This window comes from Xanthomonas sp. NCPPB 901 (assembly GCF_056725085.1).
The window spans coordinates 4,092,591-4,107,446 of the sequence record NZ_CM161511.1; the positions used below are offsets into that span (position 1 = coordinate 4,092,591).

General features: G+C 69.4%; 12 protein-coding genes. 4 read left to right on the forward strand and 8 right to left on the reverse strand.

The window, feature by feature from the left end:
* Window positions 1-22 precede the first annotated feature (22 nt).
* The 3 genes from AC1PME_RS17345 (at window position 23) to AC1PME_RS17355 (ending at window position 3,211) form a co-directional block, all read left to right on the forward strand.
* Entirely contained in the window at window positions 23-1,393 is a 1,371-nt protein-coding gene (locus tag AC1PME_RS17345; protein ID WP_481098140.1) for an alpha-amylase family protein, read from the forward strand.
* A 201-nt stretch (window positions 1,394-1,594) separates the two neighbouring features.
* Window positions 1,595-2,437: a methylenetetrahydrofolate reductase [NAD(P)H] gene (metF, locus tag AC1PME_RS17350; protein ID WP_254459092.1), complete on the forward strand. Its 843-nt coding sequence runs from the start codon at window positions 1,595-1,597 to the stop codon at window positions 2,435-2,437.
* A gap of 168 nt (window positions 2,438-2,605) precedes the next feature.
* Window positions 2,606-3,211 (forward strand): DUF4124 domain-containing protein, encoded by a 606-nt coding sequence (locus AC1PME_RS17355; protein WP_481096532.1) that lies wholly within the window; start codon window positions 2,606-2,608, stop codon window positions 3,209-3,211.
* Between the two features lie 281 nt (window positions 3,212-3,492).
* Here the strand turns inward: AC1PME_RS17355 and AC1PME_RS17360 are convergent, their stop codons facing one another.
* The 4 genes from AC1PME_RS17360 to AC1PME_RS17375 form a co-directional block, all read right to left on the reverse strand.
* Window positions 3,493-4,455: a Nudix family hydrolase gene (locus AC1PME_RS17360; RefSeq protein WP_481096533.1), complete on the reverse strand. Its 963-nt coding sequence runs from the start codon at window positions 4,453-4,455 to the stop codon at window positions 3,493-3,495.
* Window positions 4,456-4,739: 284 nt separating this feature from the next.
* Window positions 4,740-5,114 carry a VOC family protein gene (locus AC1PME_RS17365; RefSeq protein ID WP_254459095.1) on the reverse strand — a complete coding sequence of 125 codons (375 nt, stop codon included), beginning with the start codon at window positions 5,112-5,114 and terminating at the stop codon, window positions 4,740-4,742.
* A gap of 243 nt (window positions 5,115-5,357) precedes the next feature.
* Window positions 5,358-8,099, reverse strand: a complete 2,742-nt coding sequence (gene secA / locus AC1PME_RS17370; RefSeq protein ID WP_254459096.1) for a preprotein translocase subunit SecA — start codon at window positions 8,097-8,099, stop codon at window positions 5,358-5,360.
* 164 nt (window positions 8,100-8,263) lie between these two features.
* Window positions 8,264-9,211: a M23 family metallopeptidase gene (locus tag AC1PME_RS17375; RefSeq protein WP_481096534.1), complete on the reverse strand. Its 948-nt coding sequence runs from the start codon at window positions 9,209-9,211 to the stop codon at window positions 8,264-8,266.
* Window positions 9,212-9,221: 10 nt separating this feature from the next.
* Here AC1PME_RS17375 and AC1PME_RS17380 point away from each other — a divergent pair, with 10 nt between their 5' ends.
* Window positions 9,222-9,698, forward strand: coding sequence for a DciA family protein (locus AC1PME_RS17380; protein ID WP_254459098.1), 477 nt, complete (start codon window positions 9,222-9,224; stop codon window positions 9,696-9,698).
* 143 nt (window positions 9,699-9,841) lie between these two features.
* On the opposite strand, the gene lpxC is transcribed toward AC1PME_RS17380, so the two are convergent.
* The 4 genes from lpxC to AC1PME_RS17400 form a co-directional block, all read right to left on the reverse strand.
* Window positions 9,842-10,756, reverse strand: coding sequence for a UDP-3-O-acyl-N-acetylglucosamine deacetylase (gene lpxC / locus AC1PME_RS17385; RefSeq protein WP_254459099.1), 915 nt, complete (start codon window positions 10,754-10,756; stop codon window positions 9,842-9,844).
* Between the two features lie 387 nt (window positions 10,757-11,143).
* Window positions 11,144-12,370: a cell division protein FtsZ gene (ftsZ, locus tag AC1PME_RS17390; RefSeq protein WP_254459100.1), complete on the reverse strand. Its 1,227-nt coding sequence runs from the start codon at window positions 12,368-12,370 to the stop codon at window positions 11,144-11,146.
* Between the two features lie 290 nt (window positions 12,371-12,660).
* Window positions 12,661-13,896: a cell division protein FtsA gene (ftsA, locus tag AC1PME_RS17395; protein ID WP_010340121.1), complete on the reverse strand. Its 1,236-nt coding sequence runs from the start codon at window positions 13,894-13,896 to the stop codon at window positions 12,661-12,663.
* On the reverse strand, window positions 13,893-14,747 hold the full coding sequence (locus tag AC1PME_RS17400) for a cell division protein FtsQ/DivIB (RefSeq protein WP_481096535.1): 855 nt from the start codon (window positions 14,745-14,747) through the stop codon (window positions 13,893-13,895). Before AC1PME_RS17400 ends, ftsA begins: the two co-directional genes overlap by 4 nt.
* Between the last annotated feature and the right edge of the window lie 109 nt (window positions 14,748-14,856).

The window sequence follows — 14,856 nt, forward strand, 5'->3', positions numbered from 1 at the left end:
GCGCCTGCATCGCTGGCGCGGCCTGCTGGTCGGCCTGCTGCTGCTCCTGGCCACCGCCAGCGCCCAGGCCGACGTCATCCTGCACGCGTTCAACTGGCCCTACGCCACCGTGGAGGCGCGCGCCGCGCAGATCGCCGCCGCCGGCTACCGCAAGGTGCTGGTGGCGCCGGCCTACCGCTCGCAGGGCGACGCCTGGTGGGCGCGCTACCAGCCGCAGGACATGCGCCTGATCGACAACCCGCTCGGCGACACCGACGCCTTCGCCAGCATGGTGCAGGCGCTCAAGGCGGTCGGCGTGGAGACCTATGCCGACGTGGTGCTCAACCACATGGCCAACGAGGCGGCCACGCGCGCGGACCTGAACTACCCGGGCAGCGCGGTGCTCGGCCAGTACGCCGCCAATCCGCAGCGCTATGCGTCGCTGCGGCTGTTCGGCGACCTGTCGCAGAATTTCCTCAGCGCCAGCGATTTCGGCCCGGCGCAGTGCATCACCGACTACAACGATCCCTACCAGGTGCGCACCTACCGCATCTGCGGCGGCGGCGGCGATCCCGGCCTGCCGGACCTGGTCGGCAACGACTGGGTGGTGCAGCAGCAGCGCAACTACCTGCTGGCGCTGAAGGCGCTGGGCGTGACCGGCTTCCGCATCGACGCGGCCAAGCACATGAGCTTCGACCATCTGAACAAGGTGCTCGACGCGCAGGTGCGCGCCGGCGTGCTGGTGTTCGGCGAGGTGATCACCGGCGGCGGCAGCGGCAATGCCGACTACGACCAGTTCCTGGCGCCGTACCTGCAGGCCACCCCGCACGCGGCCTACGACTTCCCGCTGTTCAATTCGGTGCGCAACGCCTTCGCCTACGGCGGCAGCATGGACCTGCTGGTGGATCCGGGCGCCTACGGCCAGGCGCTGCCGGGCGCGCGCGCAGTGACCTTCGCCATCACCCACGACATCCCCAACAACGCCGGCTTCCGCTACGCGATCATGGATCCGGTCGACGAGACCCTGGCCTACGCCTACCTGCTCGGCCGCGACGGCGGCGTGCCGATGGTGTACTCGGACAACAACGAGAGCGGCGACAACCGCTGGGTCAACGCCTACCAGCGCGACGACCTCAAGCGCATGGTCGGCTTCCACAACGCCGCGCAGGGCCGCGACATGCAGGTGCTGGCGCACGGTGCCTGCTACCTGCTGTTCCGCCGCGGCGACCTGGGCATCGTCGGCATCAACAAGTGCGGCGACACCGTCAACGCCGCGGTGCCGATGAACGGCAGCGTGCTGCGCTGGAACGTCGACTACACCGATGCGCTGGGCTCCGGCAGCGTGGTGCGCATTTCCAGCGGCAGCTACACCTTCAGCCTGCCGCCGCGGCAGGCGCGGATGTGGCAGCGCTGAGCCTGTGCGCCGGAGCGGCGCGCCCTGAGGCGCGCCCAGCGCGCCCAGCGCGCCCAGCGGGGACAGCGGGGACAGCGGGGACAGCATCGCCGATCCGGGCGGCGCGGTGGCGGCGGCCGCGCCGATGCGGCGGCCGGCGCATCTTGCACATCCATCCGGATGAAGAGATATACTGACCGCATTGCCCGCCGCGCTGCGCCCATGACCGCCATCAGCTTCGAGTTCTATCCGCCCAAGACCGACGAACAGCGCGCGCAGCTCGACCGCACCGCCGCGCGGTTGAAGGCCCACGCGCCGGAGTACGTGTCCTGCACCTTCGGCGCTGGCGGCTCGACCCTGAGCTACACCTCCGAGACCGTGCGCCACCTCAAGCAACACCATCGCTTCGAGGCCGCGCCGCACCTGTCCTGCGTGGGCGGCAGCCGCGAGGAGATCCGCGAACTGCTCAAGCTGTATCGCGCCATCGGCTGCCGCCGCCTGGTCGCGCTGCGCGGCGACCTGCCGTCCGGCATGGGCCACCCGGGCGACCTGCGCTACGCCGCCGACCTGATCGCCTTCATCCGTGCCGAGCACGGCGATGCCTTCCGCCTGGAAGTGGGCGCGTACCCGGAGACGCATCCGCAGGCCAACGACGCGCTCAGCGACCTGCGCCACTTCAAGGCCAAGGTCGACGCCGGCGCCGATGCGGCCATCACCCAGTACTTCTACAACGCCGACGCCTACTTCCACTTCGTCGACGCGGTGCGCAAGCTCGGCGTGCAGATCCCGATCGTGCCCGGCATCATGCCGATCTCCAACTTCAGCCAGCTGCGCCGCTTCTCCGAGCAGTGCGGCGCGGAAATCCCGCGCTGGATCGGCAAGCGCATGCAGGCCTACGGCGACGATGCCGAGGCCATCCGCGAGTTCGGTGCGGACGTGGTCGCCACGCTGTGCCAGCGCCTGATCGACGGCGGCGCGCCCGGGCTGCATTTCTACACGCTCAACCTGGCCAAGCCGACCACCAGCGTGCTGGCGCGCCTGCGCTCAGCCGGCGGCGCCGGCTGAGCGTCGCGGCCGCTGTGCGGCCGCTCGGGATTGGGGGTTGGCAACAGCGGCGCACATGCGCGCCGACCCCGCTTTGGCGAATCCCCAATCCCCAATCCCCAATCCCCAATCCCGGCGTTCCTAAGGCATTCGCTCAGCAGTCACGCCGGCTGCGGCTACCCTGCGCCGATGCGCGCCCTTCCGCCGATGCCGCTGCTCCTGTGCCTGTGCATGTTCGCGCTGCCCGCCGCGGCGCAGCGGGTGAACCGCTGCAGCGGCCCCGACGGCACCACCGTGTTCAGCGATCGCCGCTGCGAGGACGTCGGCGCGATCGACCGGCTGCCGCCACCGGCCGCGCCCGGCAACGTCGGCGGCAGCACCGGCGATCCGGCGCCCCCGCAGTGCGTGCGCCGACTCAGTGTGCTGGCACAGCAGATCCGCACCGCGGTGGCGACCCGCGACGTCAACCGGCTGTCGGCGCTGTACTGGTGGAACGGCGTCTCCGACGCCGGCGCGCAACGCATTCTCGACCGGCTCGACGCGATCGTGCGCCGTCCGCTGGTCGCGATCGTGCCGGTATTGCCGGACGACGCGGCAGAGACCGCGGCCGCCACGCCCGCCGCAGCCGCGGAAACGCCGATGCCGGGCACGCCGGACAGCGACGGCACCGACGGCCCACCGCGCCGGCGCGCGACCGGCCTGCGCCTGCAACAGACCTTGAGCGGCAGCATTACCCCGGCGTCCACCGTGTTGGGGCTGCGCCGGCAGTACGACTGTTTCTGGATCAGTTTTTGAGAGGCGGGGATTGGGGATTGGGGATTGGGGATTGGGGATTCGCGACGGCGACTTGCCCGTACGCGCCTCCCCCTCGCGCAGGAGCAGTTTTAGCCGCGGCGTGTCGGCGATCCGATGTGGCGACTGGAGCCGCTCCCACAGGTGTGGCGCCAGCCTCGTCGGAGGATCACTGTGGGAGGGACGTCAGTCCCGACGCATTGCGCCATCGGACAGCGCGCCCCTTCGCGCGTCGCGGCTGCATGACAGTCGACTCCTGCGGGAAGCGGTTGTTGCCGCCCGACTCATGCCACCTCAGCCGCCAACGGCCATAGTCCGCGGATCGCGGCGATGCCCTGGCCGCCGTGGCGGCGCGCCTCGGCCACCTGGGTCGGCGCCAGGCCACCGATCGGGTAGATCGGCAGGGCGACCTGCTCGCGCAGGCGCTCGAACGCTTCCCAGCCCAGCGGCGCGGCCTCCGGGTGACTGGCGGTCGCGGCCAACGGTCCCACCACCGCGAAATCGCAACCGAGGCGCTGCGCCGCCTGCAATTCCTCGAGACTGTGGCAGGACGCGGCCACCGGCTGCCCGTCCGGCAGCGGACGCGCCTGCCACTGCGGCAGCTGCTCCGCGCCCAGGTGCACGCCCACGCCCAGTTCCTGCGCCAGCGCTACGTCGCGGTTGAGCAGCACCTGCGCGCCACGCGTCGCGCACAGCGCCGCCGCGGTCCGCGCCAGTGGCGCCCATTGCTCGGCCGGCAGGCCGCGCGCGCGCAACTGCACGCGGCGCACGCCGGCGTCCAGCGCGCGCTCCAGCGCCGTCAACCAGGGGCCTGGCTCGGCCGGCTCCGGCGTCACCAAGTAGCAGGCGGGCTGGCGCAGCATCGCCACCACCGGCTGGTCGGCCGGCGGCATCGGGTAGCGGCCCAGCTTGTCCGCGGCCACCCAGGTCAGCGCCTGGCCCTCGCGGCCGCGCGGCGTGCCCTTCCACGACAGCACCTGGCGCACTTCCAGGCGCAGCCGCTTGTCCGGATAGCGCTGCGGCACCTCCATCAGCCAGTCGCCGACCACCGCCTCGATGCCCAACTCCTCCTGCAGTTCGCGCACCAGCGCCTGCTCCGAGGTTTCGCCGGGCTCGCGCTTGCCGCCGGGGAATTCCCACAGGCCGGCCAGGTCGCGGCCCTCGGTGCGGCGGGCGAGCAGGATACGGCCGCGCGCATCGGTGATGACGCCGGCGACGACATGGATGGATCTGAGCGGTTCGGACATGGCGCAAGCTTGCCGTTTCCGGCGCCGCCAGCGCAATGAACCCGGTTCACATCGGCGCGATCGGCCATGAAGGGCCGCCCCCGCGCAGCCGGGCGATCCAGGGCCAGGCGGTGCGCTGCGCGAGGACGTGCCTTGATCGCCGGATCCTGCCAGGCCGGCACAAAACCAGGATCGGGGCGGGCGTCAGGCGTGCGCAGGCCGGCCTGCCGCGCGGCGGCCCCGCCGCTCGGCGCCGTGCTGCCGCGTGCCTGGCGGCGGCGGCGCGCGTCCGCAGCGCCATTCGCTCAGGCGTCCAGGCGGTGACCGATCCGCCACAGCACGCCGCCGGGATCGTGCAGGGTGAAGTCGCGCATGCCCCAGGGCCGATCCTCTGGATCGCCCAGGCGCGCGCCGTAGAGGCCGGCCAGGTCGGTCGCCTGCAGGCGCCGCCACCAGGCATCGGCGTCCTCCACCCACAGATGCAGGACGAGATGGTGCGCCAAGCCTTCGTGGTAGAAATCCTGCAGCAGGAACGCGCAGCGATCGCCATGGCGGAAGCAGATCAGGCCGTCGCCGAGCGGCTCGGGCGCAAATCCCAGCGCCGCGTAGAACCGCGCCGACAGCGCGACATCGCGCGCCGGCACGAACACCTTCAGTTCCAGGCTGGGGGACGGTTGCACGGCAGGCCTCGAGAGGCAATGGCGAGATCGGCCACCCTACCCGCCGCAGGCGCGATACGCCACGCCGCCGAGCGCATCGTCCCGCGTCCCTCCCAGAAACAGAACGCCCCGCGCAAGGCGGGGCGGTTCGCAAAAGCGTGGCCAATGCCGGCAGCGCGTCCGCGACACGGCCCCTTCAGCGAGGGCCGCGCCGAGTCTGCGACGCCAACCGCGAGGCTGCTGCGCGATCGCGCAGCAGCGCGCTCAGCTCAGCTGGCCGTGGCAGTGCTTGTACTTCTTGCCGCTGCCGCAGGGGCACGGATCGTTGCGGCCGACCTTCGGCGCCTCGCGGGTCACCTGCGCCACGGTCGGGGCCGCTGCGCCGCCACCCTGCACCTGCTCGGCTTCCTCGTCGGCGCTGTAACCGCCGGCGTCCTGGTGCTGGAACTGCGCCTGGCGCAGCTGCGCCTCCACCTGCTGGCGTTCCTGCGCCTCCAGCGCCGCCACTTCCTCCTCGCTGCGGATGCGCACCCGCGCCAGCAGGGTCACCACTTCGCGCTTGGCGTGCTCCAGCATCTCCGAGAACAGCTCGAAGGCTTCCTTCTTGTATTCCTGCTTGGGCTGCTTCTGCGCGTAGCCGCGCAGGTGGATGCCCTGGCGCAGGTAGTCCATCCGCGCCAGGTGCTCCTTCCAGCTCTGGTCGAGCACGGTGAGCATCACGTGCTTCTCCAGCGCGCGCATGGTCTCGCTGCCGATCGCCGATTCCTTCTCGCGGAAATGGCGGTCCACTTCCTCGCGCACCTTCTCGACGATGCCGTCCGCGTCCAGTTCCTCCTGGCGCTTGACCAGCTCGCTGATCGACAGCGACAGGCCCAGTTCGCTGGCCAGCGTGGCTTCCAGGCCCGCCAGGTCCCACTGGTCGTCCACCGAGTTCGGCGGCACGAAGCGCGACACCAGGTCGTAGATCACGTCGTCGCGGATGCCGTCGACGTTCTCCTTCACCGACTCGGCGTCCAGCAGCTCGTCGCGCTGGGCGTAGATCACCTTGCGCTGGTCGTTGTTGACGTCGTCGAAGTCGAGCAGGTTCTTGCGGATGTCGAAGTTGTGCGCCTCGACCTTGCGCTGCGCCTTCTCGATCTGCCGGCTGACCAGCTTGTCCTCGATGACGTCGTCTTCCTTCATGCCCATCATGCGCATCGCCTTCTGCACCCAGTCGGAGGCGAAGATGCGCATCAGGTTGTCTTCCAGCGACAGGTAGAAGCGCGAGGAACCCGGGTCGCCCTGGCGGCCGGAACGGCCGCGCAGCTGGTTGTCGATACGCCGCGACTCATGGCGCTCGGTGCCGATGATGTGCAGGCCGCCGGCGGCCTTGACCGCGTCGTGGCGCTCCTGCCAGGCCGCCTTCAGGCGCGCGCGCGTCGCCTCGTCCGGCTCCTCGCCCAGCGCGTGCAGTTCGGCTTCCAGCGAGCCGCCGAGCACGATGTCGGTACCACGGCCGGCCATGTTGGTGGCGATGGTCACCGCGCCCGGCTGGCCGGCGTTGGCAACGATCTGCGCCTCGCGTTCGTGCTGCTTGGCGTTGAGTACCTCGTGCTTCACGCCGGCCTTGCGCAGGTGCTCGGACAGCATCTCCGAGGTCTCGATCGAGGTGGTGCCGACCAGCACCGGCTGGCCGCGCTTGGCGCAGTCCTCGATATCGGCCAGCACCGCGTTGAACTTGCCCTGGCGGTTGAGGAACACCTGGTCCGGCCAGTCCTTGCGGATGGTCGGGCGGTTGGTCGGGATCACCACCACTTCCAGGCCGTAGATGCTCTGGAACTCGTAGGCTTCGGTGTCGGCCGTACCGGTCATGCCGGACAGCTTCTTGTACATGCGGAACAGGTTCTGGAAGGTGATGCTGGCCAGCGTCTGGTTCTCGCGCTGCACCGGCACGCCTTCCTTCGCCTCCACCGCCTGGTGCAGGCCATCGGACCAGCGCCGGCCCGGCAGGGTGCGGCCGGTGAACTCGTCGACGATGACCACCTCGCCGTCGCGCACGATGTAGTCGACGTCGCGCTGGTAGATGGCGTGCGCGCGCAGCGCCGCGTTGAGGTGGTGGACCACGCTCAGGTTCTGCGCGCCGTACAGGCGGTCTTCCTCGTCGGCAAGGATGCCGGCGGCGCGCAGCAGTTCTTCGGCGTGCTCCATGCCCGCTTCGGACAGGTGCACCTGCTTGCCCTTCTCGTCGACCCAGAAGTCGCCCTCGCCCTCTTCCGACTCCTGCTTGACCAGCTGCGGCACGATGCGATTGACGCGGATGTACAGCTCCGGCGACTCGTCGGCCGGGCCGGAGATGATCAGCGGCGTGCGCGCTTCGTCGATCAGGATCGAGTCGACCTCGTCGACGATGGCGTAGTTGAGCCCGCGCTGGAAACGGTCGGCCTTGGACAGCGCCATGTTGTCGCGCAGGTAGTCGAAGCCGAATTCGTTGTTGGTGCCGTAGGTGATGTCGGCGGCATAGGCGGCGTGCTTGTCGCTGTGCGGCATGCCCGGGTACACCACGCCCACGCTCAGGCCCAGCCAGTTGTACAGCTTGCCCATCTGCGCGGCGTCGCGGCGCGCCAGGTAGTCGTTGACGGTGACCACGTGCACGCCCTTGTCTTCCAGCGCGTTGAGGTACACCGGCAGCGTGGCGACCAGGGTCTTGCCCTCGCCGGTGCGCATTTCCGCGATCTTGCCCAGGTGCAGGACCATGCCGCCGATCAACTGCACGTCGTAGTGGCGCATGCCCAGCACGCGTCGACTGGCCTCGCGGCAGACCGCGAACGCTTCCGGCAGCACCTTGTCCAGGGTCTCGCCGCCGGCGATGCGGCCGCGCAGTTCCGGGGTCTTGGCCTGCAGCTGCTCGTCGGAGAGCTGCTCCATCTCCGGCTCCAGCGCATTGATCTTGGCGACGATACGGTGGAGCTGGCGCAGTTGGCGCTCGTTGCGGCTACCGAAAACGCGAGTAAGCAGACTGTTGATCATTGAAGGAACCGGTTGGAAAGGAACGCCTCTACGGCCCGATCCCCCATGGAATCGACGGGCCGCAAACGAAACAGGGCGCGAGGCGCCCTGTCGATGGCAAAGCACATTGTAGCTTGGGGCGGCGCCCGGCGATTCAAGCGCCGCCACGCCGCCCCCGGCGCGGCTCAACCGCGGCCGCGGCGGCCCACCGGGATGGCGCCATCGCCGAGGAACTTGGCCGGGTTCACCACCACCCCGTCCTTCCACACCTCGAAATGCACGTGGGCGCCGGTGGAACGGCCAGTGGAGCCGGCCTTGGCCACTTCCTGGCCGGCCCGCACCAGGTCGCCGACCTTCACCGACAGCCGCGAATTGTGCGCGTAGCGGGTGACATAGCCGTTGCCGTGGTCGACCTCGACCACGTTGCCGTAGCCGCCGCGCACCCCGGAGTAGCTGACCACGCCGTCGGCCACCGCCAGCACCGGGTCGCCGACGTTGGCATGGAAGTCGATGCCCTTGTGGTTGCCGGTGCCGCGGCCGAACGGATCGGCGCGGCCGCCGAAGGCCGAGGTGATGTAGCTGTTGCGGATCGGCATCCGCGAAGGCACCGCGTTCTGGTCCAACTGGTGGTCGAACAGCAGCGATTCGAGCACCGACAACTGCTGGCCGGAGGTGGCGAACTTCTGCTGCAGCCCGTCCAGTTCCTTGCCCAGCTGCTGCGCGGGCATGTCGTGGCTGGGCTCGTCGTCGCCGCCGCCGACGCCGACCGGCTGGTCGAAATCGAACTCGCCGTCCTGCAACTTGCCCATGCGGGTCAGGCGCTCGCCGAGCGCGTTGAGCCGGGTCGCCTGCGCCTGCAGCTCGCCCAGCCGCGCCGCCAGGGCGTTGACCTGGGTCTGCGCGTCGCGGCGCACCTGCGCCAACTCCTGGTCCTGCCGCTCCAGCTTGGCGCGCATCTGCGCCGAACCACCCCACCCCGCCGCGGCGCTGACGCCGATGCCGAGTACCATGCCGAGGCCGAGCACCGCACCGAACGCGGCGAGGGGGCGACGATCGGCGTACTCGCGCAATCGCCACGGCAACGTTTTGACCCCCTTTTCACTGGAACGGATTACGATCTTCTTGAACGTCATATGAGTTTTCATGTCTAAGCGAAAGTCCGGCGAAGGCCATACCGCTACGCCGCAGCCGGCGTTGGACGCCGCACTGGCGGACAAGGCGGGCGACCCGTTGCGCCGCGCCTTGTGGCTCGACGCGCTGGACCGGCAGTTACGCCCCCATCTGCCGCCGAACCTGGCCTCCCGTTGCCGGTTGGCCAATGTGAACGGCGAACAGCTCGTTTTTCTCGTTGAGTCTCCGGTCTGGCACGCCCGGGTCAGGCTGGCCGAGGCCGACATCCTTGCTGCGGCCCGTTCCCTCGGGCTGAAAGCCACCAAAGTGACCGTCAAGACGGCGACTGCGCCCGCGCATTCCCCAATGCATCAGGCAAGAAGCACGCCAGCTCCGGTGTCCGCGGCCACGCACAAGGGTTTGCGCGAGGCCCTGGCTTCCCTGCAAGACGTTGGCTCCGCAACGCCCGATGCGACCACGGGCTCCGACCGCGGCCGTCGACGTACGTAGACACGCCGCGACCGACGCATCCTAGCGGGCGCCGGGCGTCAGGTCGTTATCGATTCGTTAAATCGACGTTAAGGGAAAAAGAAGGAACGGCCGATTGCCGATTCCGTGATACCGACCCGTCCGATCGGCCGGGTTGAATGGGTTCAGGCGTAAGCCGCCGCCCCATAGGCCACCGGCGCCTGCTGCGCGGCGGATTCGAAGCTGACCCATTCCCAGGCCGCCTGCTCGGCGAGCAGCGCGCGGACCAGCTTGTTGTTGAGCGCGTGGCCGGACTTGTAGCCCTCGTAGGCGCCCAGGATCGCGCCGCCGGCCAGGTACAGGTCGCCGATCGCATCGAGGATCTTGTGGCGCACGAACTCGTCGGCGTAGCGCAGGCCGTCGTCGTTGAGCACGCGGAACTCGTCGAGCACGATGGCGTTGTCCATCGACCCGCCCAGGCCCAGGTTGCGTTCGCGCATGTACTCCAGGTCGCGCATGAAGCCGAAGGTGCGCGCGCGGGAGATTTCCTTGATGTAGGCCATCGTCGAGAACTCGATCTCCTGGCGCGATTGCTTGGCCGGGATCATCGGGTGGTCGAACTGGATGGTGAAACCGAGCTTGTAGCCGCCGTCGTACGGCATGAAGCGGGCGACCTTGTCGCCGTCGCGCACTTCCACCTCGCGCTTGATGCGGATGAAGCGCTTGGCCTTGTCCTGCTCGACGATGCCCGCCGACTGCAGCAGGAACACGAACGGACCGGCCGAGCCGTCCATGATCGGCAGCTCGGCCGAGGACAGTTCGACGATCGCGTTGTCCACGCCGAGGCCGGCCATCGCCGACATCAGGTGTTCCACGGTCTGGATCTTGGCCTGGCCGCGGCTCAGGCCGGTGCACAGCGTGGTCTCGGTGACCAGCTCGGCATCGGCCGGCACGTCCACCGCCGGATCCAGGTCCACGCGCCGGAACACGATGCCGTGGTCGGCCGGTGCGGGGCGCAGGGTCATGTAGACCTTGTCGCCGCTGTGCAGGCCCACGCCGGTGGCGCGGATCGTGTTCTTGAGAGTGCGTTGCTGGGTCATGGCAGACAGTCTGGAAACGTCTGTTCGCACGGGAACTGAACAGACAACGAGAATATCACGCGTTTAGCCAAATTTTAACAAAGCGGTCACAGCATCCCATGGGTGCAACGCTGGCCCGTGCCGGCGTCGCCGTCGCAAAAACCTGCCGGGTCGCGGGGACCCGGCAGCAAGGGACACGGCACGCCGGCCAGGGAGGCGCTCCCGGACGGCGGTGTTGCGTGTTGCGGGCCGGCGCGCACGCCGGCCGATGACGCAGACCTCAGTCGGCCTGGCGGCGCAGGGCGGGCCGCTTGCTTGCGAAGCACCGCTTCGCGAGCGGCCCCGCGCCCGGCCATGGATGGCCGGGCCGGCCCATCCGCAAGCCGGACGGCTACGCCAGGGACGGCATCAGTCGGCCTGGCGGCGCAGGAACGCCGGAATATCCAGGTAGTCGCTCGGCAGATCGGCCGCGGCCGGCGCCGGGGCGGACGCCGCCGCGCCCATGCCGTCGCCGCTCGGACGGCGCAGGCCCAGGCCCATCGCACCGCCGACCGCCTTGGACACGGCGTCGCCGCCGTGGTCGAAGTCGCCGAACTCCGGCTGGCCGGTGGTGGCGTTGCGCACCAGCTTGATCGGCGCGCGCTGCTCCGGACGCTGCGACTGGCGCGACACCGCGCGGTTCAGGCCGGTGGCGACCACGGTCACCCGCACTTCGTCCTGCATGTCCGGATCCAGCACGGTGCCGACCACCACGGTGGCGTCCTCGGAGGAGAAGCCCTCGATGGTGCGGCCGATCTCGTCGAACTCGGCCATGGTGAAGTCCGGGCCGGCGGTGATGTTGACCAGGATGCCGTTGGCGCCGGCCAGGTTGACGTCGTCCAGCAGCGGGTTCTGGATCGCCGCTTCGGCCGCGGCCTGCGCGCGGTCGTCGCCGCGGGCCGAGCCGGTGCCCATCATCGCCAGGCCCATTTCCGACATCACGGTGCGCACGTCGGCGAAGTCGACGTTGATCAGGCCGGGACGCACGATCAGGTCGGCGATGCCCTGCACCGCGCCCTGCAGCACGTCGTTGGCGGCGCGGAACGCCTGGATCATGGTGGCGTTGCGGCCGAGCACGGTGATCAGCTTCTCGTTGGGGATGGTGATCAGCGAGTCGCAGTGCTGGCTCAGTTCCTCGATGCCCTTCAGCGCCACCTGCATGCGGCGGCGGCCTTCGAACGGGAACGGCTTGGTGACCACGGCCACGGTCAGGATGCCCATTTCCTTGGCCAGCTGCGCCACCACCGGCGCCGCGCCGGTGCCGGTGCCGCCGCCCATGCCGGCGGTGATGAACACCATGTCCGCGCCCTGCAGCGCGTCCATGATGCGCTCGCGGTCTTCCAGCGCGGCCTGGCGGCCGACTTCCGGGTTCGCGCCCGCGCCCAGGCCCTTGGTGACGTTGGTGCCGAGCTGCAGCTGCAGCTTGGCGCCGCAGTTCTTGATCGCCTGCGAGTCGGTGTTGGCGGTGATGAACTCCACGCCGTCCACGCTGCTGCTGACCATGTGCGCGACCGCGTTGCCGCCGCCGCCGCCCACGCCGACCACCTTGATCACTGCATTGGGTGCCATCTTTTCAATCAGTTCGAAATGCGCCATGTCCGTTTCCTCTTTGAGCCGGGAATGGGGAATCGGGAATGGGGAATCGGATCGCTCCGTTCGCTGTCCCGACACCCGCATTTCGGCGAGTGTTGTTGTTTGGAAGCTGGGAATGGGGAACCGGGAGTGGGGAATCGCAACAGCGTCTCCAGCCCGGCACCTGTTCCTCAGCGGAACTACAAAAAAACCACACCTATCTACCCCTCACCGCTCTCCACCTATCTCACCGCAGCACCGCTTTTGCTTTTGCACTTACCCATTCCCAATTCCCGGTTCGCCATTCCCGGCCCTCAAAACTCGCCGCGATACCAGTTCTTCAATTTCTTGAACAAGCTGCCGGCGCGGCCGGTCGGCAGCGACGGGCGGCGCGGGTGTTCGATCTGGCTGCCCATCAGCAGCAGGCCCACGCCGGTGGCGTGGACCGGATTGCCGACCACCTCGCCCAGGCCGGTGACGTGCTGGGGAATGCCCACGCGCACCGGCATCTGCACCATTTCCTCGGCCAGCTCGACCACGCCTTCCATCTTCGAGGCGCCGCCGGTCAGCACCATGCCGGCGCGCACCAGTTCCTCGAAGCCGGAGCGGCGCAGTTCGGCCTGCACCATCTCGAAGATCTCCTCGTAGCGGCCTTGCACCGCCTGCGCCAGCGAATGCCGCGGCATGCGCCGCGGCGGGCGGTCGCCGACGCTGGGCACCTGGATGCTTTCCTCGGCGGTAGCCAGCTGCGCCAGCGCGCAGGCGTAGCGCACCTTGATCTGCTCGGCTTCCGGGGTCGGCGTGCGCAGCATGTGCGCGATGTCGTTGGTGACGTGGTCGCCGGCGATCGGCAGCGAGGCGGTGTGGCAGATCGCGCCCTGCACGAACACCGCCAGGTCGGTGGTGCCGGCGCCCATGTCCACCAGCACCACGCCCAGTTCACGCTCGTCGGCGGTCAGCACCGCCACCGAGGACGCCAGCGAGGACAGGATCAGGTCGTCCACCTGCAGGCCGCAGCGCTGCACGCACTTGCTGATGTTGGCCGCGGCCGACTGCGCGCACACCACCAGGTGCGCGTGCACCTCCAGGCGCACGCCGGTCATGCCGACCGGGTTGCGGATGCCTTCCTGCGAATCGTCCAGCACGTACTCGCGCGGGATCGCGTGGAGGATGCGCTGGTCGGCCGGGATCGCCACCGCCTTGGCCGCTTCCAGCACGCGGTCCAGGTCGTTCCAGGTCACCTCGCCGTCGCGGATCGGGACGATGCCCGGCGAGTTCTTGCACTGCACGTGGTTGCCGGAGATCGACGCGTACACCGAGCGGATCTCGCAGCCGGCCATCAGCTCGGCTTCCTCGATCGCGCGCTGGATCGACTGCACGGTGGATTCGATGTCCACCACCACGCCGCGCTTGAGCCCGCGCGATTCGTGCGAACCGATGCCGATCACCTCGATCGGATTGCCGGGCGAGTATTCGCCGACCAGCGCGACGACCTTGGAGGTGCCGATGTCCAGTCCAACGATGAGGGATTTGTCGCCTTTGCGGTTCATGTCTTGGAGCCGGGAATAGAAAATCGGGAATAGGGAATGGAGAAGAGCGGGTGCGCGCGAGAGGATGGTGGATCGACCAGTGCCGCATGGCGCGTGGGCTGGGGCGGCGCCGCTGGTTTCTTCTCCTTGCCCGGCTCCTTACTCGGCTCTTTGCTCTCGGGTACCCATGCCACCGTGAATCCGTTGGTGTAACGAAGATCGGCGCGCGCCAGCGGCGGCTGGCCCGGCTGCAGCAGTTGCGGCAGCACCCGGGCGAAGCGCTCCAGGCGCGCGCGCGCGTCGTCGCGCCCGACCACCACCTGCACGCCGTTGCCCAGCGCCAGCGACCAGCTGCCGCGCGCGTCCAGCGCCACGCCCTGCACCGGCAAACCGACCGGCGCGAACAGCGCGCGCGAGGCGTTGTACAGCGCGACCACGTCGGCGGCCTTGGCGTCGGGGCCGGCCAGGTGCGGCAGCGCCACGTCGCGCAGTTCGTTGGGCAGGGCGAAGATGCGGCCCTGCTCGGACAGCATGCGGTCCGCGCCCCAGCGCGCGAACGGGCGGTGCTCGGTGACGCGCACTTCCAGCACGTCCGGCCAGCGCTTGCGCACCCGCGCGCTCTCCACCCACGGCAGCCGCTCGATCGCGTTCTGCGCATCCTGCAGGCGCACCGCGAAGAAGCCGCGGCGCGCGTACGGCAGTACCACCTGGCGCAACTGCTCGGCGGACACGCGCTTGAAGTCGCCGCTGACCTGCAGCCGGCTCAACGGCCAGCGCTCGGCGCCGACCCAGCCGTTGAGCACGGCCACGATCGGCAGCGCGACCAGCGCCAGCGCCAGCAGCCAGGCGAGGATGCGCAGGGAGGCGTTCATGGGCGCACCGTCCGGTGCGCGAGAATGGGGAATCGGGAATGGGGAATGGGCAAAGCACAAGCGGCCGCGCACGCGGCACCGCTCTTGCCGATTCCCCATTCCCGATTCC

Excerpts from the sequence above, each read along its gene's own strand:
- metF (WP_254459092.1), top strand. The coding sequence starts at position 1,595 with ATGACCGCCATCAGCTTCGAGTTCTATCCGCCCAAGACCGACGAACAG.
- AC1PME_RS17355 (WP_481096532.1), top strand. The coding sequence starts at position 2,606 with ATGCGCGCCCTTCCGCCGATGCCGCTGCTCCTGTGCCTGTGCATGTTC.
- AC1PME_RS17360 (WP_481096533.1), bottom strand. The coding sequence starts at position 4,455 with ATGTCCGAACCGCTCAGATCCATCCATGTCGTCGCCGGCGTCATCACC.
- secA (WP_254459096.1), bottom strand. The coding sequence starts at position 8,099 with ATGATCAACAGTCTGCTTACTCGCGTTTTCGGTAGCCGCAACGAGCGC.
- AC1PME_RS17375 (WP_481096534.1), bottom strand. The coding sequence starts at position 9,211 with ATGACGTTCAAGAAGATCGTAATCCGTTCCAGTGAAAAGGGGGTCAAA.
- AC1PME_RS17380 (WP_254459098.1), top strand. The coding sequence starts at position 9,222 with ATGTCTAAGCGAAAGTCCGGCGAAGGCCATACCGCTACGCCGCAGCCG.
- lpxC (WP_254459099.1), bottom strand. The coding sequence starts at position 10,756 with ATGACCCAGCAACGCACTCTCAAGAACACGATCCGCGCCACCGGCGTG.
- ftsZ (WP_254459100.1), bottom strand. The coding sequence starts at position 12,370 with ATGGCGCATTTCGAACTGATTGAAAAGATGGCACCCAATGCAGTGATC.
- ftsA (WP_010340121.1), bottom strand. The coding sequence starts at position 13,896 with ATGAACCGCAAAGGCGACAAATCCCTCATCGTTGGACTGGACATCGGC.
- AC1PME_RS17400 (WP_481096535.1), bottom strand. The coding sequence starts at position 14,747 with ATGAACGCCTCCCTGCGCATCCTCGCCTGGCTGCTGGCGCTGGCGCTG.